This window comes from Haliea sp. (assembly GCF_041395985.1).
Taxonomy (GTDB): domain Bacteria; phylum Pseudomonadota; class Gammaproteobacteria; order Pseudomonadales; family Halieaceae; genus Haliea.
The window spans coordinates 357,169-382,695 of sequence record NZ_JAWKZJ010000002.1; the positions used below are offsets into that span (position 1 = coordinate 357,169).

28 protein-coding genes and 1 tRNA gene are annotated in these 25,527 nt (G+C 61.9%); 20 read left to right on the forward strand and 9 right to left on the reverse strand.

Translation table 11 applies throughout. The annotated features are described in order from the left end of the window. Positions 1 to 2 precede the first annotated feature (2 nt). Positions 3 to 857: a PA4780 family RIO1-like protein kinase gene (locus tag R3E49_RS05230; protein ID WP_371294065.1), complete on the reverse strand. Its 855-nt coding sequence runs from the start codon at positions 855 to 857 to the stop codon at positions 3 to 5. 302 nt (positions 858 to 1,159) lie between these two features. Here R3E49_RS05230 and R3E49_RS05235 point away from each other — a divergent pair, with 302 nt between their 5' ends. The 13 genes from R3E49_RS05235 to R3E49_RS05295 all read left to right on the forward strand — a co-directional run bounded on the left by R3E49_RS05235 (position 1,160) and on the right by R3E49_RS05295 (position 10,827). Continuing rightward, a complete protein-coding gene (locus R3E49_RS05235; protein WP_371294066.1) occupies positions 1,160 to 1,285 on the forward strand; it encodes a hypothetical protein in 126 nt (41 codons plus the stop codon). Positions 1,286 to 1,898: 613 nt separating this feature from the next. Continuing rightward, entirely contained in the window at positions 1,899 to 2,093 is a 195-nt protein-coding gene (locus R3E49_RS05240) for a transposase (protein ID WP_371294296.1), read from the forward strand. Between the two features lie 136 nt (positions 2,094 to 2,229). Further along, positions 2,230 to 2,367, forward strand: a complete 138-nt coding sequence (locus R3E49_RS05245; protein WP_371294067.1) for a hypothetical protein — start codon at positions 2,230 to 2,232, stop codon at positions 2,365 to 2,367. A gap of 35 nt (positions 2,368 to 2,402) precedes the next feature. Continuing rightward, entirely contained in the window at positions 2,403 to 2,837 is a 435-nt protein-coding gene (locus R3E49_RS05250) for a Na+/H+ antiporter subunit E (protein WP_371294068.1), read from the forward strand. After that, positions 2,837 to 3,139 (forward strand): monovalent cation/H+ antiporter complex subunit F, encoded by a 303-nt coding sequence (locus R3E49_RS05255; protein ID WP_371294069.1) that lies wholly within the window; start codon positions 2,837 to 2,839, stop codon positions 3,137 to 3,139. Before R3E49_RS05250 ends, R3E49_RS05255 begins: the two co-directional genes overlap by 1 nt. Then, complete coding sequence (mnhG, locus tag R3E49_RS05260) at positions 3,136 to 3,471, forward strand: monovalent cation/H(+) antiporter subunit G (RefSeq protein ID WP_371294070.1); 336 nt, start codon at positions 3,136 to 3,138, stop codon at positions 3,469 to 3,471. The genes R3E49_RS05255 and mnhG overlap by 4 nt, the downstream gene beginning before the upstream one ends. After that, complete coding sequence (locus R3E49_RS05265; protein WP_371294071.1) at positions 3,468 to 4,445, forward strand: DUF4040 domain-containing protein; 978 nt, start codon at positions 3,468 to 3,470, stop codon at positions 4,443 to 4,445. Before mnhG ends, R3E49_RS05265 begins: the two co-directional genes overlap by 4 nt. A gap of 6 nt (positions 4,446 to 4,451) precedes the next feature. After that, positions 4,452 to 4,811: a cation:proton antiporter subunit C gene (locus R3E49_RS05270; RefSeq protein WP_371294072.1), complete on the forward strand. Its 360-nt coding sequence runs from the start codon at positions 4,452 to 4,454 to the stop codon at positions 4,809 to 4,811. Further along, positions 4,808 to 6,298 (forward strand): monovalent cation/H+ antiporter subunit D family protein, encoded by a 1,491-nt coding sequence (locus tag R3E49_RS05275; protein ID WP_371294073.1) that lies wholly within the window; start codon positions 4,808 to 4,810, stop codon positions 6,296 to 6,298. The genes R3E49_RS05270 and R3E49_RS05275 overlap by 4 nt, the downstream gene beginning before the upstream one ends. Next, positions 6,298 to 7,767 carry a monovalent cation/H+ antiporter subunit D family protein gene (locus tag R3E49_RS05280; RefSeq protein WP_371294074.1) on the forward strand — a complete coding sequence of 490 codons (1,470 nt, stop codon included), beginning with the start codon at positions 6,298 to 6,300 and terminating at the stop codon, positions 7,765 to 7,767. The genes R3E49_RS05275 and R3E49_RS05280 overlap by 1 nt, the downstream gene beginning before the upstream one ends. Then, entirely contained in the window at positions 7,764 to 8,012 is a 249-nt protein-coding gene (locus R3E49_RS05285) for a hypothetical protein (RefSeq protein ID WP_290738957.1), read from the forward strand. The genes R3E49_RS05280 and R3E49_RS05285 overlap by 4 nt, the downstream gene beginning before the upstream one ends. Beyond that, complete coding sequence (locus tag R3E49_RS05290) at positions 8,005 to 9,693, forward strand: Na(+)/H(+) antiporter subunit D (protein WP_371294075.1); 1,689 nt, start codon at positions 8,005 to 8,007, stop codon at positions 9,691 to 9,693. The genes R3E49_RS05285 and R3E49_RS05290 overlap by 8 nt, the downstream gene beginning before the upstream one ends. Positions 9,694 to 9,810: 117 nt before the next feature. After that, positions 9,811 to 10,827, forward strand: a complete 1,017-nt coding sequence (locus R3E49_RS05295) for a hypothetical protein (protein WP_371294076.1) — start codon at positions 9,811 to 9,813, stop codon at positions 10,825 to 10,827. A 62-nt stretch (positions 10,828 to 10,889) separates the two neighbouring features. Here the strand turns inward: R3E49_RS05295 and R3E49_RS05300 are convergent. From R3E49_RS05300 to gltX, 4 genes are all read right to left on the reverse strand, one after another. Beyond that, positions 10,890 to 10,965 (reverse strand) — tRNA-Ala (locus R3E49_RS05300). 72 nt (positions 10,966 to 11,037) lie between these two features. Then, positions 11,038 to 12,441 carry an L-serine ammonia-lyase gene (locus tag R3E49_RS05305; protein WP_371294077.1) on the reverse strand — a complete coding sequence of 468 codons (1,404 nt, stop codon included), beginning with the start codon at positions 12,439 to 12,441 and terminating at the stop codon, positions 11,038 to 11,040. Positions 12,442 to 12,510: 69 nt separating this feature from the next. Then, the gene (locus R3E49_RS05310; protein WP_371294078.1) at positions 12,511 to 13,248 is read right to left on the reverse strand and encodes a sulfotransferase; all 738 of its coding nucleotides are present in this window, start codon (positions 13,246 to 13,248) and stop codon (positions 12,511 to 12,513) included. A 5-nt stretch (positions 13,249 to 13,253) separates the two neighbouring features. Next, positions 13,254 to 14,750 (reverse strand): glutamate--tRNA ligase, encoded by a 1,497-nt coding sequence (gltX, locus tag R3E49_RS05315; protein WP_371294079.1) that lies wholly within the window; start codon positions 14,748 to 14,750, stop codon positions 13,254 to 13,256. 179 nt (positions 14,751 to 14,929) lie between these two features. Here gltX and R3E49_RS05320 point away from each other — a divergent pair, with 179 nt between their 5' ends. Genes R3E49_RS05320 through R3E49_RS05330 form a run of 3 tightly spaced genes read left to right on the forward strand, consistent with a single transcriptional unit; the run spans position 14,930 to position 18,677 of the window. Beyond that, positions 14,930 to 15,967: a Fe(3+) ABC transporter substrate-binding protein gene (locus R3E49_RS05320; RefSeq protein ID WP_371294080.1), complete on the forward strand. Its 1,038-nt coding sequence runs from the start codon at positions 14,930 to 14,932 to the stop codon at positions 15,965 to 15,967. Between the two features lie 29 nt (positions 15,968 to 15,996). Then, positions 15,997 to 17,628, forward strand: a complete 1,632-nt coding sequence (locus tag R3E49_RS05325) for an ABC transporter permease (protein WP_371294081.1) — start codon at positions 15,997 to 15,999, stop codon at positions 17,626 to 17,628. Further along, a complete protein-coding gene (locus R3E49_RS05330; RefSeq protein WP_371294082.1) occupies positions 17,625 to 18,677 on the forward strand; it encodes an ABC transporter ATP-binding protein in 1,053 nt (350 codons plus the stop codon). Before R3E49_RS05325 ends, R3E49_RS05330 begins: the two co-directional genes overlap by 4 nt. Here R3E49_RS05330 and R3E49_RS05335 read toward each other — a convergent pair. After that, on the reverse strand, positions 18,674 to 19,555 hold the full coding sequence (locus tag R3E49_RS05335; RefSeq protein ID WP_371294083.1) for a phytanoyl-CoA dioxygenase family protein: 882 nt from the start codon (positions 19,553 to 19,555) through the stop codon (positions 18,674 to 18,676). The genes R3E49_RS05330 and R3E49_RS05335 overlap by 4 nt on opposite strands. A 184-nt stretch (positions 19,556 to 19,739) precedes the next feature. On the opposite strand from R3E49_RS05335, the gene R3E49_RS05340 reads away from it, so the two are divergent. Beyond that, positions 19,740 to 20,891: an HDOD domain-containing protein gene (locus R3E49_RS05340; RefSeq protein ID WP_371294084.1), complete on the forward strand. Its 1,152-nt coding sequence runs from the start codon at positions 19,740 to 19,742 to the stop codon at positions 20,889 to 20,891. A 4-nt stretch (positions 20,892 to 20,895) separates the two neighbouring features. Here the strand turns inward: R3E49_RS05340 and R3E49_RS05345 are convergent, their stop codons facing one another. After that, positions 20,896 to 21,207, reverse strand: a complete 312-nt coding sequence (locus R3E49_RS05345; protein WP_371294085.1) for an antibiotic biosynthesis monooxygenase — start codon at positions 21,205 to 21,207, stop codon at positions 20,896 to 20,898. 97 nt (positions 21,208 to 21,304) lie between these two features. Between R3E49_RS05345 and dusA the strand changes: the two genes are divergently transcribed. The 3 genes from dusA to R3E49_RS05360 all read left to right on the forward strand — a co-directional run bounded on the left by dusA (position 21,305) and on the right by R3E49_RS05360 (position 23,803). After that, on the forward strand, positions 21,305 to 22,318 hold the full coding sequence (gene dusA, locus R3E49_RS05350) for a tRNA dihydrouridine(20/20a) synthase DusA (RefSeq protein ID WP_371294086.1): 1,014 nt from the start codon (positions 21,305 to 21,307) through the stop codon (positions 22,316 to 22,318). Between the two features lie 91 nt (positions 22,319 to 22,409). Further along, complete coding sequence (gene tal, locus R3E49_RS05355) at positions 22,410 to 23,363, forward strand: transaldolase (protein WP_371294087.1); 954 nt, start codon at positions 22,410 to 22,412, stop codon at positions 23,361 to 23,363. Continuing rightward, positions 23,360 to 23,803, forward strand: a complete 444-nt coding sequence (locus tag R3E49_RS05360; protein WP_371294088.1) for a TerB family tellurite resistance protein — start codon at positions 23,360 to 23,362, stop codon at positions 23,801 to 23,803. The genes tal and R3E49_RS05360 overlap by 4 nt, the downstream gene beginning before the upstream one ends. A 6-nt stretch (positions 23,804 to 23,809) precedes the next feature. Here R3E49_RS05360 and R3E49_RS05365 read toward each other — a convergent pair whose 3' ends face one another. Together R3E49_RS05365 and R3E49_RS05370 are read right to left on the reverse strand one after the other, a co-directional pair. Next, positions 23,810 to 24,292: an STAS domain-containing protein gene (locus tag R3E49_RS05365; protein ID WP_290738918.1), complete on the reverse strand. Its 483-nt coding sequence runs from the start codon at positions 24,290 to 24,292 to the stop codon at positions 23,810 to 23,812. Between the two features lies 1 nt (position 24,293). Further along, a complete protein-coding gene (locus R3E49_RS05370) occupies positions 24,294 to 25,478 on the reverse strand; it encodes a PP2C family protein-serine/threonine phosphatase (protein ID WP_371294089.1) in 1,185 nt (394 codons plus the stop codon). Positions 25,479 to 25,527 lie beyond the last annotated feature (49 nt).

Sequence of the window (25,527 nt, forward strand, 5' to 3'; positions counted from 1 at the left end):
CGTCAATCGTCCTCTTCGTCCCGCAGGCGCTGCAAGCGCTCTTCCTCTTCACGCAGCGCTGCGCGAATCTCCAGCATGACACTGTCGACATCCGCGGCGTGTTCGGCATCGGCAAAGAGACCGGTCAGGTTGTGTTCGGGCGTTAGCTCCCCGTCCTCAAACAGCTGCCAAATTTCCTCGCCATAGCGCGTATCGAGCACGGACGGGGCGAACAGCCCATAATAATTGGTCACCCGTTGCACATCGCGCAGGAGCATCGCACGCGCATTGTTATTGGCGGAGGCATCCACCGCCTGGGGCAAGTCAATGATGACGGGGCCATCCGGGTCCACGAGAATATTGAACTCAGACAGATCGCCGTGAATCAGCCCGGCACACAGCATGCGAACGATATAGCGCAACACCTGGGCATAGTCCTCCAGGGCCTGCTCCTCCGACATCATCACGTCGGCGAGCCGCGGCGCGACATCGCCAGCCTCATCGGTCACCAGTTCCATGAGCAGAACGCCGTCGTAGCAGCCATAGGGTTCAGGCACGCGCACGTCCGCCCGGTCGAGACGATACAGGGCGTCAACCTCCGCGTTCTGCCAGGTTTCTTCCTGCTGCTTGCGGCCGTAGCGCGAGCCCTTCTCCATGGCGCGGGCACGGCGGGTATTGCGCACTTTGCGTCCTTCCGTATACGCAGCCGCTTTCTTGAAGCTGCGCTTGTAAGCTTCTTTGTAGACTTTTGCGCAGCGCGTTCGGGTGCCGGAGCGAACCACGAAAATGTCGGCTTCCTTGCCGCTCATCAATGGAAAAAGCACCTCGTCAATCAGGCCGTCCTCCACCAGGGGCTGCAGGCGAGGCGGTACTTTCATAGGGTAGTATCCGGTACATTGGTTCGCCGCAGTCTAGCATGAAACACCGCGCTGCCACTCAGCCCGCGTCGTCACCTCCCCGGCTGTGGCAATTGCGCGTGGCGTTAAGGTATGATTCGGGCCAAGTCCTGGAGAGCTAACCTGATATGCGCCTGATGCGGCCATTACTCGCAGTTATCGCCCTGTTCGCAGTGTGGTTAGAGTTATAACTGAATCTGGTGTTTGAGGATTTGAAAAGAAGCGGCGTATCTGGTTGATTTGTTGCTGCGAAACAAGTCAATCAACCAAAGGGATACGCCACTATGAGTAAGAGTAACGTCATTGAATTTGAAGGTCGAGCAGAGAGCGCTGATCCGTTGACAGCGCTACTGCGTTCAGGCGCCAGACAGCTTCTCCAGCAAGCCATCGAGGCTGAGGTACAGGAATGATGCGATCGCACTCTATGCGTGCTGGAAGACGGCAGAACCGGTGTGGTGCGCAATGCACTGCCGGAACGCGAAGATCCGGACCAAGGCATTGGCCCGGTGACGGTGAAGATCCCACGTCAGGGCGAAGACCGGCGAGCTGATGACGTTCCGTATCTCAAAGCACCGATCCCCCCCGTATGTGCGCTAGACTTCCGCCACCGCTGGAGGCCGCACTGCGGCCGCGCTATGGGCGCGGCTTCTGGAAGCCCGGAGGCCAAAGGTTTATCCGAGTACCCATCGACGGCGGCGTCAGCTGGGCGCAAACTGACACGCACGCAGGCGCAGCGCGGCGACCAGGATCGCTGGGTATCATGTGTGCCAACGACGGCGTATCCTCAGGGCCGAACCGGCCAAGCTCTGCGCCCTGGTGGTCCTCGGCATGAATGAGCGCTTCTTCACCCGCAAACGGGCGATTGAGGACCCTCGTGGATCTCGCCCAACAAAGTCTGGCGTGATGTTGCTGAAGCTGAAGTCCCGCGAGATGCCAGCTCCCCCAACGGCTATTTGCGGCGATGGCCGGGGAAGGACAACGTGAAACTCATCGTCATGGACCTGTCGGAAACCTATCCGGAACATCGCTCGGCAGCAGCGGTCCCCATGCGCAAAGATTGTCGCCGACCGATTCCACGTCATTCGTCTGGTCAACCAGCATTTGCATGAAAGTCTGGTCCGACGTGCACCCCGAAGGTCGCAAGAACCGAGGGCTCTGTTCCTGAGATCTCATGCGACGCCACGCGTGGCGCCTACAAAAAGACCGGAGATGAATTGATGGCTTTCTGAGCGACTTCCGGTCGCAGCATTGGCAGCGCATCAGGGGCCAGACAGCGCCTCAACACGCTGCTGCTACTATCCGCCATCGCACGAAGCGATCAAAAGGCTGCCTGACGCGGGACGGGATGCTGCATATGATGTTCAAGCTGGGGCAGTGTGCCCAGCAGAACTGGCGCCGCCAACGGGGTTTCAACTACCTGGCGAAGGTCATCACCGGAGTGAAATTCAGAGATGGAATTGAGGTAACAAAATCAGACCAGGCCGCCGCTTGATTCAGGCCTCTGAACACCAGAATTGACAATAACTCGTGTGGTTACTGTGGGGCGGTTTATACAAAACGCCGGTCCTGCAGTTGGGCATTGTGTCTTGCGTGCTGGTTGTCTGGCTCACCTACCGTATGGCGCTACCCGACCAGCAGGAGCATCGCCTTGCGCTGCTCTATCGGGTTCCCCTCTACTGGCTGTGGCTGCTCTGGGAAATGGTCGTGACCAACGTTCAGGTGCTGCGGCTGGTCCTGGGTCCGCGTTCAGCACTGTCCCCCACCATTGTGGAGGTAGACGCCAGTGCCTCCAGCAAATTCGCCCTGACCCTGCTCGGTAACTCCATCACGCTGACGCCGGGCACCCTGACCATCAATATCGATGACACCCGGCTCACGGCCCACTGTCTCACTCGCGCCGCTGCCAAAGATCTGCGCGATGGCGCCATGGCCCGTCGCGTCGCCGCCGTGGATCCTGACTGATGCTACTGGTTGCTGCCATCGCTATTCTCGTTACCATGGCGCTCGCACTTGCCCGAGCGCTCCTGGGTCCCAGCGTCTATGACCGCGTCCTGGCGGTGAACATGTTCGGCACCAAGACGGTGCTGCTGATTGCCGTCATGGCATTCATCATGGGCCGTACCGATTTCCTGGACCTGGCCCTGGCCTACGCCCTGATCAACTTTATCGGTGTTCTGGCCGTGCTCTGGTTCGTGCAGGAAAGCCGCAAGCGGCATCCGTCAGGGAACAGCGCGCAGACGACCACAGAGAGCAACATGGAATGAATGGCATTCTTGAGGTCATTGCCGGCCTGCTGGTGATATCCGGCAGTCTGTTCGTGCTCGCCGGTGGCATCGGTGCACTCCGGATGCCCGACTTTTATACGCGGATTCACGGTGCCAGCCTGACCGATTCGCTGGGTCCGGTGCTCGTGCTCGGTGGCTTGATGATCTACGCAGGCCTCTCCCTGATCACGGTGAAGCTGGCGGCTGTCATGCTCTTTCTGCTGGTCACTTCGCCAACTGCCACCTATGCACTGGCCAATGCGGCACTGCTGGCAGGATTGAAACCTGAGGGCGTAGTCCGCATGCCCGCAGACTCGGAGGACGGCGTGTGACCACGTTATTGATTGGCATCTTCCTGCTGTCCCTGCTGGTGATTACAGCCGTGGCCATCGTGCGGTCTGAGGACCTGTTCTCTGCCGTCATGTTGAGCGGCATTTTCAGCCTGCTGATGGCGCTGAATTTCTTTCTGCTCGACGCAGCGGACGTTGCACTCACCGAGGCCGCCGTCGGTGCCGGTGTGGCCACGGTGCTGCTGCTGGCAGGACTGAAGCTGACTCCACCCACGGAGGCCAAGGGGCGATCGCTGCGCAAACTGTCGGTTGTCGTGATTGCTGTAACGACGCTCCTGATGATTTACGCATCCTTCGGCCAGCCCACCCTCGGTGATCCCATGGCACCCGCACAGCAACACGTTGCGCCGTGGTATATCGAGAAAACGCCGGAACTGATCGACATTCCAAACATCGTCACAGCGGTGCTCAGCAGTTTTCGCGGCTATGACACACTGGGGGAAGTGTTTGTGGTGTTGACGGCCGGCATCGGGGTGATGTTCCTGCTCGGCGGAGGACGTGGAAAACCGTTCTCACGCCTCGACAGCCATGTTGAAGAGGGCTTGAGCGGACACTTGATACCCAAAGTGATGGCGAGGCTGCTGATTCCCTTTATCCTCCTGTTCGCCCTGTTCGTACAGTTCCACGGTGAGTACAGCCCGGGCGGCGGGTTTCAGGCGGGCGCAATTTTCGTCGCCGGCATCATTCTCTACTCCCTGGTGCGCGGCGAAGGACTTGCACTTGCTGTCATCCCGCCCCGGGTGCTGCTCTGGATGAGTGCCGGTGGCGCGCTGCTTTACGGTTCAGTCGGGCTTGCCGGCATCGTCATGGGCGGACAGTTTCTGGAGTACTCGGTACTGTCCGAGAATCCGGTGACCGGCCAGCACATCGGCATTATCGTCATTGAACTCGGTGTCGGACTTACCGTCACTGGAGTCCTGCTTTCCATTTTCCATGCATTCGCCGCCCGGGACTGATTCAGCATGAAGCTTCTAGGCCTTTTCAACTACTGGGTTTTTGCCGTTTTGCTCATGATTGGCCTCTACGCACTGATCAGCAAAAAGAACCTGGTGAAAAAAATCATGGCGCTGGCGATTTTCCAGTCAGCCGTGTTTCTCTTTTTCATCACCATGAGTCGCGTCGATGGGGGCACGGCGCCCATCATCCAGGCGGGCGTGCCAGACCAGATCTTTTCCAACCCGCTTCCCCAGGTGTTGATCCTCACCGCCATTGTGGTCGGCATCTCGACGACCGCGCTGGGGCTTGCCATTGTCGTGCGCCTGTATGAAGAGTACGGCACCGTGGAGGATGACGAAATTCTGGCGATGGATCGCGAATCGTGAATCTGGCAGATCATCTCCCGGCACTGCAGGTCGCACTGCCGCTGCTCACCGCGCCACTGGTTATACTCCTGCGCAACGGCTTCCTGGCCTGGCTGGCCGCGCTGGTCGCCAGTGGCGTCTCGCTTGGCCTGGCCATCCTGCTGACGCAGGCCGTGCTTGGCCCCGGTGTGCCGGAATATGCCGTTGGAGGCTGGCAGCCGCCCTTCGGGATCTCGCTGAACGTCGACGGTCTCAGCGCCCTCGTGCTACTGCTGGTGACCGGAGCGTCGACGCTGGGCCTGGCCGGTGGACGCCTGTCCCTGCGGCGCGACATCGACAACCGCCGCGCACCCATGTTCTACGGCGCGTGGCTGATCGCACTGGCCGGACTGTGCGGCATCGCCGTGGCAGGTGATGCCTTCAACGTCTTTGTCTTCATGGAAATTTCCTCCCTCGCCACCTACATCCTGATCGCCGCCGGCCGCGACCGGCGGGCCCTGTCGGCGGTGTTCAAGTACCTGATCATCGGCACCATCGGCGCCACCTTTTACCTCATCGGCGTCGGCTTCATCTACATGATGACCGGCACGCTGAATTTTGCCGATATGGCACTGCGTTTGGGGGATGTGATCGAAACGCGGCCGATTATCATTGCCGCCGGATTCATTACCATCGGCCTCGCATTGAAGGCGGCCGTGTTCCCGCTGCATATCTGGCTGCCGCGGGCCTATACCTATGCGCCCAATGCCGTGACCGTGTTCATCGCTGCCTGTTCCACCAAGGTCTCCATCTATGTGCTGCTGCGCTTCAACTACGGCGTCTTCCACGGCAACCTGCTCGGCCACTCTGACCTGTTCAGTGTTTTCATCGTGCCGCTGGCCCTGTCCGGAATTCTGCTGGCATCGGCGATCGCCATTTACCAGGGCAACATCAAGAAGCTGCTGGCCTTTTCGTCCGTCGCGCAGATCGGCTATATCGCCCTGGCCGCGGGTCTCGCCACGCAGGCAGGGTTGATGGCCGCACAGCTGCATATGTTCAACCATGCTCTGGCCAAGGGCACCCTGTTCCTGTGCGTCGTCGCTTTCGTGCTGACAAGCCGCAGCGCCAATATCACCAAGCTGGCGGGCATTGGCAGGCGCATGCCCTGGACCATGGGCGCCTTTGTCATCGCCGGCCTGAGCCTGATTGGCGTCCCCGGCACAGCGGGGTTTATCAGCAAGTGGTACCTGGTGGTCGCTGTCATGGGCGTGCCTGGCTGGGGGGTACCGCTGGTAATCGCTATCATCATCAGTTCACTGATGGCCGTCGTCTATCTCTGGAAGTTTGTCGAAACCGCCTACTACGGGACGCCGCCGGACGGCGACGTCTCAGCCATGGAAGTCCCGCTGCCGCTGCGGGTACTGATCTGGTTCGCTGCCCTCGCCAATATTTATTTCGGCCTGGCGCCCAGATTGCCCATCGCGCTTGCTGAGAGCGGCACCAGCACCTTGCTCGGGGGACTGCTGTAATGCTGAGTACCTCGACACTGCCCCTGATACTGATACTGCCCCTGCTTGGCGCCATCGCCATTGCCTGTGTCGGGCGCTGGCCCAACCTGCGCGAAACGATCAGCCTGCTGACCGCCATCACCCTTGCGGTTCTGGTATTTTCCTGGTTTCCGGAGGTGTCTGGCGGTGCGCGTCCACGCTTCGTGCTCTCCGAGCCGCTTCCCGGCCTGACACTGGCGCTGTCGCTGGAACCACTGGGCATGATGTTCGCCTGCATCGCCTCCTTCCTGTGGATCATTAACACTATCTACTCGATTGGCTACATGCGCGGCAACGATGAGAAACACCAGACCCGTTTCTACATCTGCTTCGCGCTCGCAATCGCAGCCGCGATGGGCATTGCCCTGGCCGACAACCTGTTTACCCTGTTCCTGTTCTATGAACTGCTGACCCTGTCCACCTACCCGCTGGTGGCGCACAAGGGCGATGCCAAAACCATTGCCTCGGCGCGCGTTTACCTGGGGGTACTGCTCGCCACCTCCATCGGTCTGCTGCTGCCGGCCATTATCTGGACCTGGGTTGCCACCGGCAGCACGACCTTCACACTGGGCGGCATTATTGAAGGCAAGCTTGCCGGGCCCGCTGTAGGCCTGTTGCTGGGCCTGTTCGTATTCGGCATCGGCAAGGCGGCGGTGATGCCAGTGCACCGCTGGTTGCCCGCAGCCATGGTGGCGCCCACACCGGTCAGCGCGCTGCTGCACGCAGTCGCCGTGGTCAAAGCCGGTGTGTTCAGCATCACCAAAATCATCATCTACATTTTCGGCGTCGACTTCCTGTTCAATGAACCGAGCGCCCAGTGGCTGCAGTTTGCCGCCGCGTTCACCATCCTGACCGCCAGCATCATCGCGCTCTACCAGACCAACCTGAAGCGCATGCTGGCCTACTCCACGATTGGCCAGCTCTCCTACGTCATCATGGCAACAGTGATTCTCAAGCCGCTGGCCGAGGTGGGCGCCGCGGTACATATCGCCGCACACGCGTTCGGCAAAATCACCTTGTTCTTTGCGGCCGGCGCGATCTATACCGCGGCGCACAAAACGGAACTCTGGCAACTTGCCGGCATTGGTCGACGGATGCCCATCACCATGGCCGCGTTTACCATTGGCGCACTGAGCATGATCGGCGTGCCACCGACGGCCGGCTTCGTCTCCAAGTGGTTCATTCTCGCCGGTGCTTTCCAGGCGGAGAACTATATCGCCATCTTTACGATTATTGGCAGTACGGTACTCAATGCCATGTACTTCCTGCCCATCATCTACTTTGCCTGGCTGGCTCCGCCGGCGGACGGTGTGGACATGAACCACGGTGAGGCCCCGAAAGCTATCCTGCTCGCGCTGTCGGTGACCGCAGCGCTCACCATTGTGTTTTTCTTCTTTAACCAGCCGCTTCTGGACCTTGAGAGCCAGCTGGTGGAGAGCCTGCCGCTATGACACAACCTGACGACCACTGGCTGATCCGGCCAACCACGATCCGCTGGCTGTGGATTATCGGCTACAGCGTGCTCGCGATCACCGTGCTGCTGCAGCTGGTCATTCCCGTCAAGGGCTATTTCGGCATTGACGGCTGGTTCGGCTTCGGTGCCCTGTTTGGTTTCCTGAGCTGTGTGTTGATGGTGTTTGGCGCCAAGTTCATCGGGAAGCTGCTGAAGCGGCCGGACGACTACTACGATGTTTGAGATGTTCCCCCCCGCACTTGCGCTGATCGGCGGCGCCCTGCTGACTGCCTTGATCAGTTCGCGGCAGCTGCGTGCAGTTGTGGTTATCATTGCCCCACTGATCTGCCTGTACCTGATCTGGCAAGTGCCGGATGGTGTCGTGGTCCGCGGCGCATTTCTCGGTTACCCGCTGGAACTGGTGGAGGGCGGCCCCGTGCGCCGTCTGTTTGCCACGATCTTCGCCATCATGTCCGCGACGGGTGCCGTTTTCGCCTTCAACCATGCACGGCGCACCGAGTTGGTGGCCGCCCAGCTGTATGCAGCGGGCGCTGTGGGCGTTTCGTTTGCCGGTGACCTGCTCACCCTGTTCGTGTTCTGGGAGATCATGGCACTGTTCTCCACCGTCGTGGTCTGGTGTGGCGGCACCGAAAGCGCCCGGGCCGCCGGTGTGCGCTACGCCATTATGCACCTGCTGGGCGGCGTGATCCTGAAGGTTGGCATCGAAGGCCTGCTCGTGACCACGGGCTCGCTGGATATCCGCCCGCTTTCAGCGCATGACTTCAGCACCTGGATGATTCTCATCGGTATTCTGATCAACGCCGCCGCCCCGCCGCTCTCTTCGTGGCTGTCGGACGCCTACCCTGCCGCCAGTCCGACCGGCTCGGTTTTCCTCTCGGCGTTCACCACAAAAACCGCCATCCTGGCCCTGATACTGCTGTTCCCGGGGGAGTCGATCCTGGTGGGTATCGGGCTGTTCATGGTGTTCTACGGGATTTTCTACGCGCTGCTGGAAAACGATATTCGGCGCATTCTCGCGTTTTCTATCGTCAACCAGGTGGGCTTCATGGTGGTGGCGGTGGGCATCGGCACGGAGATGGCCATCAACGGCGCTTCAGCCCACGCATTTGCCCATATCATCTACAAGGCGCTGCTGTTCATGAGTGCCGGGGTTGTTGTGATGCGCACCGGCAAGCACCTCTGCACGGACGTGGGTGGTCTCTTCCGCACCATGCCGGTGACCATGTGGTGTGGTGTCGTGGGCGCGCTGGCGATTTCCAGCTTTCCGCTGACGTCGGGCTTCACCACCAAGACGCTGATTTCCCAGGCTGCTGTGGGGGAAGGTCTGACCACCGTCTACTTCCTGCTCGCAGCCGCCTCCGCCGGTGTATTTCTGCACGCGGGCATCAAGTTTCCCTGGTTTGTCTTTTTCCAGAAAGACTCTGGCCTGCGCCCCAAGGATGCACCCTGGAACATGCGCATTGCGATGCTCTTCTTTGCCTTTCTCTGCATTCTGATCGGCGTCTACCCACAGCTGCTGTACCCACTGCTGCCCTACGCGATGGACTACCACCCGTACAAACCCGGCAAGGTGCTGTTCTACCTGCAACTGCTGTTGTTCTCCGGGCTCGCCTTCTTCCTGCTGCTGCCGTGGATGAAGCGCACACTGACCATTTCGCTTGACGTGGACTGGCTGTGGCGCCGCGGTCTGCCGCTCCTGGTGAAGTACGTGGCGCGCGTCGGCAAGCCACCCGTAAGCGCATTGCGCAGCCGCCTGCAGCAGGGCGCCGGGTTGCTGACCGCCTCGGCTCGACACACCATGGGGCACACGGGCCCACTGGGACGTTCCTGGGAAATCGGTACCACCGCGCTCTGGATCGTGTTGTTACTGATGGTCTACGTATTCGCCTATTACCTGTTCTAAGCCATCAAGCACTGTGAACTGGCGCACAGATCATGTGCGCCGTGATTCGTGGCGGAAACGGTCAGGACTACACTGTTACGCTCTGTTACCTAACCAACGAGAGCGTTCGACCCTGCCATGTACAAATTCATCGGTATCGCCATTCTTGCCTCCTGTTCCGCCCTTGCCGGTTGCAAAGTGCAGCTGTCCAGCCCCACCGGTGGCTCCATCGCCACGGTGTCAGGCAACTACAGCTGCGCCGCCAATGCCAACTGCCCACCTATCGATGTCAACGACATATTCTTTGACGAAACCTTCATCGCGAGGCCGGCCGCCGGCTACGAGTTCACCGGCTGGAAAAAGCGCCAGCGCGGCCTGTGCGGAGGCAGCACCAAGAACTGCCGCCTGTTCACCTCTGGCTTTGCCGGCAACGATGACCTGTTGGGGTTCCTGGCCCGACCCAACGAAGTGTTCTACCTGGAACCGGTGTTCACCCGCATCGCCAGCGGTAGCGGTGATGCGCGTCGCTGCTACAACACCACGCTGGTGACGGTAAACACCACGGTGGTCGCAAGCTATCGCACCACCGACGCCAGCGGCGCTGTGGTACCCTTCGAGTACGATCAGGTGATCACCGGCGGGGCGAGCTTCGAGGGGAAGAACGCGCTGAAAGCGACCACCAATACCCGCGCGAGTGGCGCGGCGCCCTCCACTTCCCGTAGCGAGGCCTACTTCCAGCCCCAGGCCAGTCAGTTCCGCGTGCTTGAGTACGGTGTGGAAGTGGAGTCTTTCACGCCTGAAGCCTCCGAAAGCCGCGTCGTGTTTGCGCCGCAACAACTGGAACGTTACGACCTCAGTGCGGGACAGTCCTTTGAACAACGCTACACCGTCAATCTTCGTACCCGCGTGCGGGGCTTCACGCTCAATGACAGCAACACCGTGGACCGGCGTACCACATTTGTCGGCATTGAATCAGTCAGTGTCCCCGCAGGCCAGTTCCAGGCCTGTCGCTTCCAGACACGGGAAACGGGCAGCGCCGGCACAGCGCTCAGCGAGGAGTGGTTCGGTGTGGACAACGGCATGCTGCTGAAATCGACCGCTGACGGAGACACCACGGTGCTGCTGAGGGCGAGCATCAACGGTGCCAGCATCTAACGCTGGGGCTTGCACGCAGGCATAAAAAAACCCTCTGGACCGCGCGGTGCAGAGGGTTTGTTTGGTGGAGCTAGACGGGATCGAACCGTCGACCTCTTGCATGCCATGCAAGCGCTCTCCCAGCTGAGCTATAGCCCCGTAAACTCTGAGGACGCGAATTCTAGAGAGGCAGCCTAACCCTGTCAAGCGCTGGCAGCAGGGAAAGTGCGCTCAGCAGTCGACAAAGTTAACGGGCACTTCCAGCACGTTCACGGCCAGGCCGCCCCGCGCTGTTTCCTTGTATTTTTCCTGCATATCCCGGCCCGTGTCGCGCATGGTCTTGATCACCTGGTCCAGAGACACATAGTGTTCACCGCTGCCGCGCAACGCCATGCGCGCCGCGCTGATCGCCTTGATCGCACCCATGGCGTTGCGCTCGATACAGGGTACCTGCACCAGTCCACCGATCGGGTCGCAGGTCAGGCCGAGATTGTGCTCCATGGCAATCTCGGCCGCATTTTCCACCTGCTCCGGCGTTCCGCCCAGTGCGTCAGCAAGCGCGCCAGCCGCCATCGAGCAGGCGGAACCCACCTCGCCCTGGCAACCTACCTCGGCGCCCGAAATCGAGGCATTGATTTTGTAAAGTGTACCTATCGCCGCGGCGGTGAGCAGAAAGCGCACCGCGTCCTCCTCCACCGCCCCCTGACAGCGCGTGAGATAGTATTTAAGTACCGCAGGGATGATACCCGCCGCACCGTTGGTCGGTGCAGTAACGATACGGCCCCCCACCGCATTTTCCTCATTGACGGCCAGCGCGTAGAGCGTCACCCAGTCCATGGTGTTCAGCGAGTCGTCCCCGAGGCCGCCCTGACGCCCCTTCAACTGCCGATACAGCTGCGCTGCACGACGCCTGACCTTGAGGCCGCCGGGAAGGATGCCCTCCGCCTCACAGCCACGGGCTATGGAGGCATCCATCACCCGCCACAGATGAAGCAGCCCATCGTGGATCTCCTCCCGGGAGCGCCAGGCTTTCTCGTTTTCCAGCATCAGGCGACTGATAGACAGCCCGCTCTCGCGACAGCGACGCAGCAGTTCTGCCCCGGTCGTAAACGGGTACGGCACGGGAGTCGGGTCATCGACGATCAGCTCCCCGCACTCTGCTGCAGCCTCATCCACCACAAACCCACCGCCCACCGAATAATACACCGCGTGCTGCAGCGTCTCACCCTGCGCGTCAAAGGCCCGGAAGCGCATGCCATTGGCGTGCTGCGGCAGGGTCTCGGTGCGGTGCATGATAAGGTCATCGCGGTAGCTGAAAGGGACAGCGTGTCGACCCAGCACGCGCAGCTCCCCGCCCTCGCGCACGGCTGCAACACGCGGCGCAATCCCCTCCACCACGACCGTATCGGGCGCTTCTCCTTCCAGGCCGAGAATAATCGCCTTGGGTGAGCCGTGACCGGCGCCCGTCGCACCGAGCGAGCCGTAGAGTTCGACGCTGATCCGCGCACAACGGTCCAGGGACCCGCTGTTCTCGAGGGCGTCGGCGAAGCGCTTGGCCGCGTGCATCGGGCCAACCGTGTGCGAACTGGAGGGCCCGATGCCCACCTTGAAAAGGTCGAATGTGCTGATGGCCACGCTGCGGCTCCCGGTGTTGCTGCACTGCATTGAGTGTAGCCCTATTCAGGGCGGGCAGTACACGCGATGCTAGGCGTACCCGGCGCGCTGCAGGGCATCCCGAATCAAGGGAACACAGGGGTGATCGACGTCGATATCGCGGCCGCGGGCGGGATCTATCCCCGCGCGACGATACGCAGGCGGCATGCCCGGGTGCATGGTGCTGTCAGGCGACACGATGCCGGGTTCGAAGCTCAGGTCCAGAAAGTCCAGCACCCGTGCCAGTTCCCGCTGCGGATCCGCCACCAGTTCTTCGAAGCGCAGGAACAGGGTCTGCGGCCGCGTCTGCAGAAACTCGTAAACCTCGACCGCGTACCGCCAGTTGTCACAGGCCTGCTCCAGTCCCTGTGGGGTGCGCGACAGCTTGGACTGCACGCAGGCACGCCCGTCCCGCAGCAGGTAGATCACCTTGAGTCCGGCCAGCGTGCCGTTAAAAAATGCGTCGAGCACGTTCAGGGGCGGCACGTGGTAGAGATTGTGTTTGTTGAGGCCTGCCAGCTGCTCGGTGGTGACCTTGTTACCCCAGAGCGCGGCATCACTGGCAGCCGCAGACTGCAGGCAACAGTCGAGAAAAGCACTGCTGCGCTGTTCGAACAGGCGGTCTGGCTCATCGTCCAGCTCGCGCCCGCGGAGGTAGGCGATGCTGCCGACCTCAAAGCCGACTTCAAGCTGGGAATGCTGGTCCAGCAATGCGGTGAGCAGGCTGGTACCGGAGCGCCCGGCGCCCACAATCAGGAAACGAAAACTAGAACCGGCTGCGCGTGCCACAGGCGTCAGTTGCCCGCCGTGGGTAAATCGGCGTAGGCTTTTTCCAGCCGCTTGGCCGCTTTTTTAGAGACACCGCCCAACACCTCAATCGCGTGCCGCAGGCGTGCCCTGCTCATATCAGGCCCCAGCAACGCCATGGAATCCACCACAGAGAACGAAGCACTGGAACCCGCGATGGCCACAAAGAGCGGTGCCAGCATGTCCTTGATCTTCATTTGCTGTGCGTCCGCCAGTGCCTTCAGTGCCTCCCACACCGTATCACGACTCCAGTCGCTGATGCCCTCGAGACACCAGAGGGAAAACTGCAGGCTGGCCAACAGCGCGTCGCGCTCCAGCTTGATGCCGTCGAAGGACGCTTCGCTGATGGGTAGCGTGCCGGACACGAGGAACCCGGCGAGGGGTGCAAAATCACTGAGGGTTTCCATGCGCTTCTGCGCGTGTGGCAACACCTTGCGCAGGTTCTCGGCGTTATAGGCCCAGTCGATCAGGCGCGCCGCGAGTTCCTCCTCGCTGAGGTCCTCGCGAATCCACAAGCCATTCAACCAGCGCAGCTTTTCCTGATCGAAAGTCGGGCCACCCAGCGATACGCGACTGATATCGAAATGCGCCTGCATATCTACAAGGGAGAACTTTTCGCGCTCATCGGGCATGGACCAGCCCATGCGGCCAAGGTAATTCAGTAACGCTTCGGGGAGAAAGCCCATGCGCTGATAGTACAGAATGCTGGTGGGGTTCTTGCGCTTGCTGAGCTTCGACTTGTCGGGGTTGCGCAAGAGCGGCAGGTGGCACAGCACCGGCATCTCCCAACCAAAATACGCGTACAGCAGCTTGTGCTTGGGCGCCGAGTTGATCCACTCCTCGCCGCGCAATACGTGGGTTATGCCCATCAGGTGGTCATCGACGACATTCGCCAGGTGATAGGTTGGCATGCCGTCCGATTTCAGCAGGATCTGCGCATCCACCATGCTCCAGTCCAGCTCGATGTCACCGCGCAGTAGATCATTGACCACGCAGGCACCCGGCTCATCGGGCACCACCATGCGCACGACATAGGGCATGCCCGCTTCCGCCCGGCGTGCCACTTCATCTTCCGGCAAGGCGAGATCAGCCGGCTTCAAAGCGGTGCTGTTGCCGGCGGCCCGGCGCGCTTCGCGCAGCGCATCCAGTTCCTCCGGTGTGCGATAACAGAGAAATGCCTTGCCCTCGGCAACCAGCTGCAGGGCGTATTCTCCGTAGATCTCCATGCGCTCGCTCTGCCGATACGGGCCGCAACGACCGCCGACATCCGGGCCCTCATCCCAGTCCAGGCCCAGCCAGCGCAGGGAATCCAGAATCGCCTGCTCGGAAGCGGCCGTACTTCTCGCCTGATCGGTATCTTCGATGCGCAGTATGAATTGGCCCCCGTGCGCACGTGCAAAGCAGTAATTGAACAGGGCGATATACGCCGTGCCGACATGCGGATCACCGGTCGGTGAGGGCGCGATTCGTGTGCGAACAGTCATGGGAGTTCCGGGGCAAGAGCGATAACAGGAGCGAGATTATACGGTCTCGTCGACGCGATGCCCACCGGGGTCGTAGCGACAGGGCTGGTGGCGTATGGCCGAATGACGCGGACCCTTGCCATGGAGGCACTAAATGCGAATAATTAGCGTTTTCAGATTGCAGCTATCGCGAGGATTGTATGCCACGGCTCCATCAACGACTCATCAGGGCTATTGCGCTCTCCATGCTGACCGCTGTGGGGGGGCTGGTCGCCTGCGGCGCGCCGGATGCGGTGAACGTCTACTCCGCTCGCCAGGAAGCGCTGATCAAGCCGCTGCTGGATCAATTCACAGAGGAAACCGGCATCGCGATCAACCTGGTGACCGGTGATGGCGACGCGCTGCTGGAGCGGTTGCGCAACGAGGGCGACAACTCACCTGCAGACCTGTTCCTCACCAGCGACGCCGGCAAGCTGTACCGGGCGCAGGCGGATGCCCTGTTACAGCCTGTCACCTCGCCCACCCTGCAATCAGCGGCACCGCCCCACCTGCGCAGTGATGAAAACTACTGGTACGGCCTGTCGGTGCGCGCGCGTGTGCTGGTGTATGCGCCGGATCGTGTCGACCCGGCCGCGCTCAGCGACTATGCCGCGCTGGCCGACCCGATGTGGCGCGGTCGCATCTGTGTGCGCTCCTCGGGCAATATCTATAACCAGTCTCTGGTCGCAGGCATGCTGGCCAATGACGGCGCCGATACCACCGCCGCCTGGCTGGAAGGCTTTGTTGCCAACTTCGCCCGCACCCCCCAGGGCGGTGACCGCGACCAGATCAAGGCTGTGGCCGCGGGGCAGTGCGATGTCGCGCTGGTAAACAGCTATTACCTCGGCGGCATGCTGCAATCCGATGACGCCGGAGAGCGCGAAGCCGCACAGCAGGTCACCCTGTTCTGGCCCAACCAGACTGGCCGCGGCGCACACGTCAACATTAGCGGGGCAGGCGTCACACGCGCCGCGAGCAAGCCCGAGCAGGCTCGTCAACTGATCGAGTTCATGCTGCGTGAGGAGAGCCAGCGCTGGTACGCCGAAGTCAACAATGAGTACCCGGTGCGCGAGGATGTTGAGCCCTCTGCCTTGCTGCAGTCATGGGGTCCGTTCCGGGCAGACGAACTGAATGTCAGTGAACTCGGGCGACTCAATGCCGAAGCCGTGAAAGCCATGGACCGTGCCGGTTGGCGATAAACCACGCGGTATCAACTCGCGGTGAGGCAGTGACCTCAGCCGCCTGGCTGTGGCGGCTCGCGATGGTGATCAGCGCCGCGGTCGTCGCGGTGCCGGTTGTGGTCATCGTCGCCAGTCTGCTGGGGCCCTACAGCGCAGCCTGGCGGCACCTGTTCGACACGGTGCTGTTGGACTATGTGGTGAACTCGCTGCTGCTGATGCTCGGTGTTGGTGTCGGCACCGCGCTGCTGGGGGTCAGTACAGCCTGGCTGACAGCACACTGCGAGTTTCCGGGAAGGCGCCTGTTTTCCTGGGCGCTATTGCTTCCCATGGCCATGCCCGCCTACATCATTGCCTACACCTACACCGGGCTGCTCGATGTCGCCGGCCCCGTGCAGAGCAGCCTGCGCGCAGGATTTGACTGGCAGCACGGAGATTACTGGTTTCCCGAAATACGCTCCCTGGGCGGCGCGATCTGCATGCTGTCGCTGGTGCTGTATCCCTACGTCTATCTGCTGACCCGGGTTGCATTCGTGGACCAATCCGCCGCACTTGGCGAGGCAAGCCGCAGCCTTGGCAACTCTGCCTCACAAACCTTCTTCAGGGTAACGCTGCCGATGGCGCGACCCGCCATCGCGGCCGGCGTCAGCCTGGCGCTGATGGAGACCCTGGCAGACTATGGGACGGTGGCCTACTTCGGCGTCAGCGCGTTTACCACCGGCATTTTCCGCACCTGGTATGGCCTGGGCGAATTGCAGACCGCCGCACAACTGGCGGCATGCCTGCTGCTGTTCGTTATCGCCCTGTTCGCCCTGGAGCGCCGCTCCAGGTCGCGTCTGCGCTTCCACCGACTGGGTACCGGCCGGTCAACACAGCGCGTCCGGCTGCAGGGCTGGCGCGCATTCACGGCATTGGCGGCTGCCCTGCTGGTGCTCACCGCCGGCTTCCTTCTGCCTGCCGCCCAGTTGGCTGCCTGGACTGCGCAGCACTACCAGAGTGCATTCACAACAGCCTTCCTCGCACTGCTTGGCAACAGTTTCCTGCTCGCCGCACTGGCGTCCCTGTGCTGCCTGCTCCTCGCCCTGCTGCTGGGTTACGGGAAACGCGCCCATCCGGGCCGTCTGGAGGCTGTCACTACCCGTGTGGCGAGCATGGGCTATGCGGTTCCGGGCACCGTGATCGCCGTGGGTGTCATGATCCCCTTTGCCTGGGCCGACAACACCCTCGACCACTGGCTGCGACAGAGCTTTGGCGTGTCGTCGGGGCTGCTTGTCAGCGGGACGCTGGGCGCACTGGTATTCGCCTATGTCGTGCGCTTTCTTGCGGTTTCCCTGCAATCCGTGGAAGCGGGCCTGACGCGTATCCGCCCCGACCTGGACGAGGCTGCGCGGTCGCTTGGGCACACGCCCCTGGGCGTGCTGCGGCGCATACACCTTCCGATGCTCCGCGGCAGCCTGCTCACCGCGCTGTTGCTGGTCTTTGTCGACGTGCTAAAAGAACTGCCAACGACCCTGATTCTGCGCCCCTTCAACTTCAACACGCTGGCCGTGCGGGCCCACGAACTGGCCTCGGACGAGCGACTGGCCGAGGCGGCACTGCCCGCACTGGCCATTGTGCTGATCGGGCTTATCCCTGTTATTCTGCTCACCCGCAATATGACGAAAGCGGCGGTCGATTCATGAGCAACCAACTTGAGCTGGACCAGGTTTGTGTGCGCTATGGTGAGGTGACCGCGGTGGAGGACGCCTCTCTGACGCTCCAACCCGGCGCTATTGGCTGCCTGCTGGGTCCCTCCGGCTGCGGCAAAACCACCCTGTTACGCGCCATCGCCGGGTTTGAACCGGTCAGCGCCGGGCGCATTACACTGCGCGGTGTCACGCTCAGCACGCCCCAGCGTCGGCTCCCACCCGAGCAGCGCAGGGTCGGCATGGTGTTCCAGGACTTCGCCCTGTTCCCACACCTGAACGTGCGTGACAACATCGGTTTCGGCCTCGCGACACTGCCGCGCAAAGCGCGCCAGGAACGGGTGGAGAGCCTGCTGCAGCTCGTGGCGCTCAGCGAGTACGCCGATGCCTGGCCGCACGAACTCTCCGGCGGGCAGCAGCAGCGGGTCGCCCTTGCCCGTGCGCTGGCGCCGAAACCCGACATCCTGCTGCTGGACGAGCCCTTCTCGAGCCTGGATACAGAGCTGCGCACGCTGCTCGCCGCTGACATTCGTGAACTGCTCAAGCGCAGTGCAATCACTGCCCTGCTGGTGACCCATGACCAGCACGAAGCCTTTGCCATGGCTGATCAGATCACCCTGCTCCACCAGGGGCGTGTGGCGCAAACAGGCTCCCCCCACGAACTCTACCACCGCCCGGCCAACACGTTTGTCGCGGCCTTCATCGGCGAGGGCAGCATAATATCGGCGACAATGACCGGCAGCGGTGAGCTGGCGCCCCTCATCACGGGCACGAGGGCCGGGCACGATGGCGCCTCCAGCCACCAGGTGCTCGTGCGCCCCGGCGATGTCAGCTACGACGCGAGCAGCGCGCTGCTGCTGCGCGTGACGCGCAAGACCTTTCGCGGTGCACACTTCCTCTACGAGCTCACGCTGCCAGACGGGCAACGTGTGCCGTGCCTTGCTCCGGGACACATCGATGTTCCTGCGGGCGGCACACTACCGGTCACCGTGAAGCTGCAGCCCCATCTGGCCTTTGACGGCGCCGGGCTTGCGCGCTCCCGCTAGAGCGAACGCTGCCAGACGAGCGGACAATCCGGGTCACCCAGCGGATCACCCTCCTGCACACGGTCGTGGTGCGGCTTGCGGGGTGCACCCGGCCGGAAATGGTAGCGTGCGTCGTCTCCGCAATAGCGAATGCTGATCGCGCGACGGCGGCGCTGTTTGCTGAGATTTCCCCCCGCAGCGTGCAGGGTGCGGGCATGGTGCACGGTCAGGTCACCGGGGCCGAGCGCATATTGCACCAGGTCCGCCCGCCCTGCGCGTGCCAGCGCCTCGACATCCGGCACATCCAGGCCTTCCGTTCCCTCCATACTCTGCTGCGACACGAACCAGTTGGGGCGATACAGCGCGCCGTCGCGGTGGGACCCACGCACAAAACTCATGGCGCCAGTCTCTGCATCAGCGACATCCAGCGGGATCCATGTGGTGCAAACCTGCTCGCCGCTGGCGTGAAAGTAACCCATGTCCTGATGCCAGGCCGTGCGCTCGGCCGTATCCGGCTCTTTTACCAGAATACTGTCTTCCCACAGATAGACGCGGCGACTGCGCAACAGCGTACCCGCCAGCGCTGCCAGTCCCCTTTCGAGGGCAAATGCCCGACAGTCCTCGTCTATCCGCCAATGGTCCGTCCCCGACACGAAACGCCCCTCACCCTGCATGCCACCGGTCAGCACCGTGCTCCCCGCCGCTGCAAGCCCCGCGCCCAGGGCTGACATATCGTGCATGGTTTCCCCGACCGACCCCCGCAGCAGGCGTTCCACCGCTGGCGCCATCGCCAGCACCGCTGCCGGATCCAGTGCGCCGCGCAGGCAGACCACCCCATCCGTCCAGAATGTATCTACCTCCTCGGACGTGGGGAGACGTAAAACGAGACCTTCAGTCATGACGCTGTGCTCCGTATGCGAATGGGACCTGCTGAGAACGTCTTCATGTCGCAGCGTAGATCAATCCGCAAAAACACGCATATTTTTCGTCACAGTTTTGTTTCGGTTTGTTACTATGCGGCCACCCGTATCCGCACCTCCGAAGAGGGCGATTCAGCAACATGCGAGCCATCGGAGCACCTGCATGCCAACGTTGATGACCGTTCTACTCTGCATTCTCGGTGCCAGTGCCGTCGGCGCTCTGCTTTGGCTGCGCCGCTCGCCGGGCAAGGCGGAAACCGCACCGCAGGCACAAGCTGAGGCCACGCCTCGCGTACGCACCGCGATCCAGTCGTTCTCCGCCAACGCGGGCCAGGCGGAAGCCGAGGCCGAGACAGCCGCTGACGCCAGCCCAGTGCTACCAACGGCGCTGCAGTCATTTGTCCTGCTGCGCACTGACACCGCGGACACACCCACGCCACAGACGTTGTTGGAGCTGGCGGACGCCCTGCCCGAGCCCCATTCCATGTTCCTGCAGGTGACCAGGGAACTGGATGACATCGACGAAATCACTGCTGCCGTAAAAAATGAACCGGCACTGGCTGCAGACGTACTGCGCACCGTGAACTCCGCCGCCTTCGGCCTCACTACCCCGATTTCCAGTGTGCACCACGCCATCGCCTATCTGGGCGTCAGTTACGTCAAGGGCCTGATCGCGCAATCCGCGCTGGCGCGTACGCTCCCTGCCAGTACACCCGGGTCGGACCAGGAGACGGCGATGCACCGGCTGTGGAAGTCCAGCCAGATCGCCAGCGCCAGCGCGTTTCTGCTGGCGCGAAACCTCGGTGTGGAAAATCCCTCGGTGGTCTCTACGCAGGCACTGTTGGCCAACCTGGGGGATATCAATCTGGTCTCACTGCGCCCCGAGCTGGCCCACCTCTACGCACCGAAGGTTTCCCTGCTGGAGCGGGTGCAGGGGCAACAGGCAGAGCTTGGTGCCAATAGCGCCATGCTGGCGGGCCTGCTGGCGGAGCGCTGGGGCCTGCCCGGCACGATCAAGGGGACACTGGACCTATCACTACTGCCGCTGACCGTGCCCCCAGACGAGCATCCGCTGCACGGTGGCGACCTGGCTGCGGCCACCGTGGTCTACCTCGCAGGCCGCATCGGTGATGCCGCGGTATTCGGCGGACTGCAGGATATCGTCGATCTGCCGCTGGATGATGGGCGCCCGGTAGAGCTGCATTATCTCCCTGAGTACCTGGAGGCAGCGGCGCTGCAGCGATTGCACGCCAGCCTGCAGGACAATGCAACGCGTCGTGCCCTGAACCGCATACTGGCCGCGGCGCGCAGCTGAGGCCTCAGGGTTCCGGCACGACTTCCCATTCGGGCGCCTCAAACTCACCCAGCAGGGTAATCTCCACGTAGGGCGTCTGCTCGGCGATGATCTCCATGACCCGCTCCGGCAAGCGCGATTCCATGGTATCGCGCGCTGCTTTGCTTTCCCAGGTCGCAATCGCCAGCAATCGGCTGGGGTCACCGATTTTTCGGTGCAGGCGGGTACCCTGTGCCCCGGGGGCCTGCTGAATGATCCTGCTGGCACGAATCCAGGCCTCGGCGTAGGCCTCGGCGGTGTACCCCGGGCTCAGGGTCACTTCGAAGATATAATGCACTGGCGCCTCCTGAAGCCGCTTGCTCTGCCTGCCAGTATAGCGAATTCACCCTCTATCTCCGGTACAATGCGGCTTTCGCCCGCCACATTCCCTGCGCATGATCGTGAACAGCCACCGTTTCTGTATTGCCCCCATGATGGACTGGAGTGACCGCCACTGCCGGTACTTCTGGCGGCTGCTCAGCCGACACGCCCGCCTGTACACCGAAATGGTCACCACCGGCGCCCTGATTCACGGCGATCGGCAGCGCTTTCTGCGCTTTAACCCCATCGAAGCGCCCGTTGCGCTGCAACTGGGCGGCAGCGACCCGGCGGATCTGGCACGCTGTGCCGCGTGGGCCGCGCAGTGGGGCTACGACGAGGTCAATCTGAACTGCGGCTGCCCCTCGGATCGCGTACAGTCCGGGGCCTTTGGCGCCTCACTGATGGCACATCCGGCGCAGGTTGCCGCCTGTGTTGCCGCGATGCGTGATGCCTGTGACCTCCCGGTGACGGTCAAGCACCGTATTGGCATTGACAGCATGGAGAGCTACCAGCAACTGCTGGACTTCATCGGCCCCAGTGCCGATGCCGGCTGCAATGTGTTTATCGTGCACGCCCGCAAAGCCTGGTTGCAGGGTCTGTCGCCAAAGGAGAACCGGGAAATTCCGCCCCTCAACTACCCCTGGGTGTACCGGCTGAAAAGCGACCTGCCGGCGCTGACGATTGTCCTCAACGGCGGCATCACCAACCTGGAGAGCTGCCATGAGCACCTGCAGCAGGTAGACGGAGTGATGCTCGGGCGGGCGGCCTATCATGATCCCTGGCTGCTGGCGAATGTCGACGCAGCACTGTTCGGCGCGGACAACCCCGTGGCCAGCAAACACGACGCCCTTCGCAAGCTGTTGCCCTACGTGGCGCAGGAACTGCAGCAGGGCACTGCGTTGAACCACATCACGCGCCACCTGCTCGGCCTCTATCAGGGTGTGCCCGGTGCCCGTCAGTTCCGGCGCCACCTGAGCGAGCACGCACACCGCAAGGGCGCGGGCATTGCGGTGCTGGAGGATGCCCTGCAAAAGGTCGTCGGCGACGATGAGGGCGCCGCGTCCGGGCGGGAACGGGCCTGCGGGTAGCACAGGGGCTGATTATGCTGCACACTTGTAGCCGCAATCCGTAACCTCGCGGCAGTCCGTCAGCCGCACGCTTTACAAGGATCTCTCCAGCATGAGCAGCAAACTCGACCAGCTGAAGTCGATGACTGACGTGGTCGCCGACACCGGTGATATCGAAGCGATTCGCCGTTTTCAACCCCAGGACGCCACAACCAATCCATCACTGCTGTTGAAAGCCGCCGCCCTGCCCCACTACCAGAGCCTGCTCTCCGGGGCACAGAACTGGGCGAGCAAAGCCGGCGGCAGCAGTGAGGAGCAGATGGCCAACTGCTGCGACCGGTTCGCGGTCGACATCGGGCGCGAAATTCTGGGTATCATCCCGGGGCGCATTTCCACCGAGGTCGATGCGCGACTGTCTTTCGACACCCAGGCAACCATGGAGCGCGCGCGCAAGCTCATTCGCCTGTACGAGGAGGCCGGACTCGGCCGGGACCGGGTGTTGATCAAGATTGCCGCTACCTGGGAAGGCATCAGCGCGGCACGCAACCTCGAACGTGAGGGCATCAACTGCAACCTGACCCTGCTATTTGGCTTCGCCCAGGCCGCGGCCTGCGCCGATGCCGGCGTGTACCTGATTTCCCCCTTTGTCGGGCGCATTCTCGACTGGTACCTGGCGAACACCGAAACCCAGGTCGCCCACCCCGATGACGATCCGGGCGTACAGTCGGTGCGCCGTATCTACCGCTACTACAAGACCCACGGCTACCCGACCGTGGTCATGGGCGCGAGCTTCCGCAACGTCGGCGAAATCGAGGCATTGGCCGGCTGCGACCGGCTGACCATCAGCCCCGCGCTGCTGGAATCGCTGGCAGCGGACCACGGTGCTCTCCCACGCCAACTCAGCCCACAAGACGGCGGCTCAGATGATCCACAAGCACAGCACACCGAGGGCAGCTTCCGCCTCGCGTTGAATGCAGACGCGATGGCGACGGAAAAACTGGCCGAGGGTATCCGCAACTTTATCGCCGACCAGAGCCGCCTCGAAGCGGTTATCAGCGCCGCATGATCAACGCACTGAAAGCCCTGTTCATCCTGCCTGGAGAGGACTCGGAAGAAGGCCGGCAACAGCGGGTACACCTTGCGGCTGCGGCACTTCTGATTGAAACCGCACGCGCGGATTTTACCCAGGATGCCAGTGAAGAAACCGCCCTGGAGCAGATGCTGAGCAACTCACTGGGGCTACCACGGCACGAGGTCAGGGCATTGATCGACGCGGCCAGCACGCGCGTCGAGGAGGCGACATCCCTGTACGAATTCACGCGCGTGATCAACGACCACTATGGGCCCGAAGAGAAGCTGACGCTGATCGCTGGCATGTGGCAGGTAGCCTACGCAGATGGCAATCTCGACAAGTACGAAGAACACCTGATCCGCCAGGTCGCTGAACTCACCTATGTTCCGCACCAGGACTACATACGCTGCAAACTGGCGGCGATGCAGCGCTGAGCGTCGTCAGCTTCGCTCAAGCACGACCATCAGGTCTTTGAAACGCGCGCGGTTTTCTTCTGACAATCCCATCAGTACCCGGTGTGCTTCAATCACCTTGTCGCGCACAGCCGCCTCGCTGCCCTCTACCAGCGGTATGCAGTCTATGCACTCGGGATTGGCACAGGCGTCTTCGTGCACATCAAACAGGCGCTGGAAGCCCATGCTCTTGATCAACCGGGTAATACCGGGGTTGGAGGAGTAGATGGCCGGCATGAAACCGTAGCGTGCGCGCACCTCCAGTGCCAGTTTGGCCAACAGTCCCAGCGTGGTGCTGTCAATGCCTTCGGCATCACAGAGGTCAACCCACACACTGGCGAAATCCGGGCTGTTCAGCATGCGCTGCAAATAGTCGTCAATGGTCGTGCAGAGAGTAAGCCGCACGTCCCCGGTCAGGCGCACGACGTAGGCTCCGTCCTGGCTTGCTGCAAGTATCCGGCCCTCTTCCATCTCAACTCCGCTTGCTGATAAACAGGGCAGCAATATCGTCGGGGGCCGTCTCGACACGGTCCAGGCCCAGCCTGTTGACGATCTCATCCGGCGACTCCGCCGACTCCTCGAACACCTTGAGGAAATACTTTTCTTTCTCGATCAGGTTTTTGGGAGGGAGGATTTCAAGTATGCCGTCAGAGAACAGCGCCAGCATGAAGCGCTCTGGCAAATCCACCAGGTGCTCCTCGTAGCTCGCATCCTCCATGATGCCCACAGCCGAACCCTCGCCGCGCAGGTAACGGGCACCCTCTTTGGAGACCAGCACCGGCTGCGGCAAATGCCCCGCCACGCTGTAGCGCAGGGTATTCGCCTGGGTATCCAGCAAGCCGACGACCATGGTGGCAAACTTGCCCACACCGAGGTCGAGCAACTCCTGATTTGCCCGCTTCAGCATGGCCACCGGGCTCAGCAGGGTATCATCGTCCCGATGCAGGAAATCCGAACGCTTGCGCGCAAAGAGATTTTTCAGCAACACCGTGGTAAAAGCGGAAGAACTGCCGTGACCGGACACGTCTGCCATGAAAAACGCGACGTGATGCTGGCCCACCGTAAAGTAATCAGTGAAGTCGCCGCTGAGGTACAGCGAGGGGATAACCGTATGGCTGAACACATACGGTTCCAGCACCATGGGGCTGACGGGCAGCATGCGTAACTGAACCTGGCGCCCGGCCTGCTGGTCCTGCTCAAGCATTTTCACGGTGCCGCGCAGCTCCGTATTGGCCTGCTCCAGGCGCTGGCGTGACTCACGCAACTCGCGGCGCATCTGGCGTTGCCGTACGCAGCGCTCAATGGACTTGAACAGCGCCTCTTCGTCCTCGATCGGGCGCACGAAAAAATCGCTGGCACCCAACCGCAAGGCTGTCATCATTTTGTCCACTTCGGCGCGATCGCTGAAAATAATCGCGGGAACCTGCAGGTCCAGCTCGCGCAGGGAGCGGCGCGCCTCCTGCCAGGAGACCTCCTCGAGATCCAGTTCACAGAGGATGACATCGAGGTCCTGGTTACCAGCGAGAAAATGGTAGGCCTCAAGCACATCGGTAAACACCTCAACACGGTACCCCTGACCGATGACCGTCTGCGCCAGTTCGCCTGCACGAGCGGCATCGTCATCGATGAGCAACACATAACCTTTGGAATTCATCATGCGGCTTTTGCGGGGCGTGTGCTGAGGGACAGTACGCCCTTGGCATGGG

Coding starts and splice junctions, on each gene's coding strand:
- tal (WP_371294087.1), top strand. CDS start 22,410: ATGAGCAGCAAACTCGACCAGCTGAAGTCGATGACTGACGTGGTCGCC.
- mnhG (WP_371294070.1), top strand. CDS start 3,136: ATGAATGGCATTCTTGAGGTCATTGCCGGCCTGCTGGTGATATCCGGC.
- dusA (WP_371294086.1), top strand. CDS start 21,305: ATGATCGTGAACAGCCACCGTTTCTGTATTGCCCCCATGATGGACTGG.
- R3E49_RS05270 (WP_371294072.1), top strand. CDS start 4,452: ATGAAGCTTCTAGGCCTTTTCAACTACTGGGTTTTTGCCGTTTTGCTC.
- R3E49_RS05330 (WP_371294082.1), top strand. CDS start 17,625: ATGAGCAACCAACTTGAGCTGGACCAGGTTTGTGTGCGCTATGGTGAG.
- R3E49_RS05340 (WP_371294084.1), top strand. CDS start 19,740: ATGCCAACGTTGATGACCGTTCTACTCTGCATTCTCGGTGCCAGTGCC.
- R3E49_RS05255 (WP_371294069.1), top strand. CDS start 2,837: ATGCTACTGGTTGCTGCCATCGCTATTCTCGTTACCATGGCGCTCGCA.
- R3E49_RS05280 (WP_371294074.1), top strand. CDS start 6,298: ATGCTGAGTACCTCGACACTGCCCCTGATACTGATACTGCCCCTGCTT.
- R3E49_RS05370 (WP_371294089.1), bottom strand. CDS start 25,478: ATGATGAATTCCAAAGGTTATGTGTTGCTCATCGATGACGATGCCGCT.
- R3E49_RS05365 (WP_290738918.1), bottom strand. CDS start 24,292: ATGGAAGAGGGCCGGATACTTGCAGCAAGCCAGGACGGAGCCTACGTC.
- R3E49_RS05230 (WP_371294065.1), bottom strand. CDS start 857: ATGAAAGTACCGCCTCGCCTGCAGCCCCTGGTGGAGGACGGCCTGATT.
- R3E49_RS05245 (WP_371294067.1), top strand. CDS start 2,230: ATGATGTTCAAGCTGGGGCAGTGTGCCCAGCAGAACTGGCGCCGCCAA.
- R3E49_RS05295 (WP_371294076.1), top strand. CDS start 9,811: ATGTACAAATTCATCGGTATCGCCATTCTTGCCTCCTGTTCCGCCCTT.
- gltX (WP_371294079.1), bottom strand. CDS start 14,750: ATGACTGTTCGCACACGAATCGCGCCCTCACCGACCGGTGATCCGCAT.
- R3E49_RS05360 (WP_371294088.1), top strand. CDS start 23,360: ATGATCAACGCACTGAAAGCCCTGTTCATCCTGCCTGGAGAGGACTCG.
- R3E49_RS05290 (WP_371294075.1), top strand. CDS start 8,005: ATGTTTGAGATGTTCCCCCCCGCACTTGCGCTGATCGGCGGCGCCCTG.
- R3E49_RS05285 (WP_290738957.1), top strand. CDS start 7,764: ATGACACAACCTGACGACCACTGGCTGATCCGGCCAACCACGATCCGC.
- R3E49_RS05335 (WP_371294083.1), bottom strand. CDS start 19,555: ATGACTGAAGGTCTCGTTTTACGTCTCCCCACGTCCGAGGAGGTAGAT.
- R3E49_RS05235 (WP_371294066.1), top strand. CDS start 1,160: ATGAGTAAGAGTAACGTCATTGAATTTGAAGGTCGAGCAGAGAGCGCT.
- R3E49_RS05320 (WP_371294080.1), top strand. CDS start 14,930: ATGCCACGGCTCCATCAACGACTCATCAGGGCTATTGCGCTCTCCATG.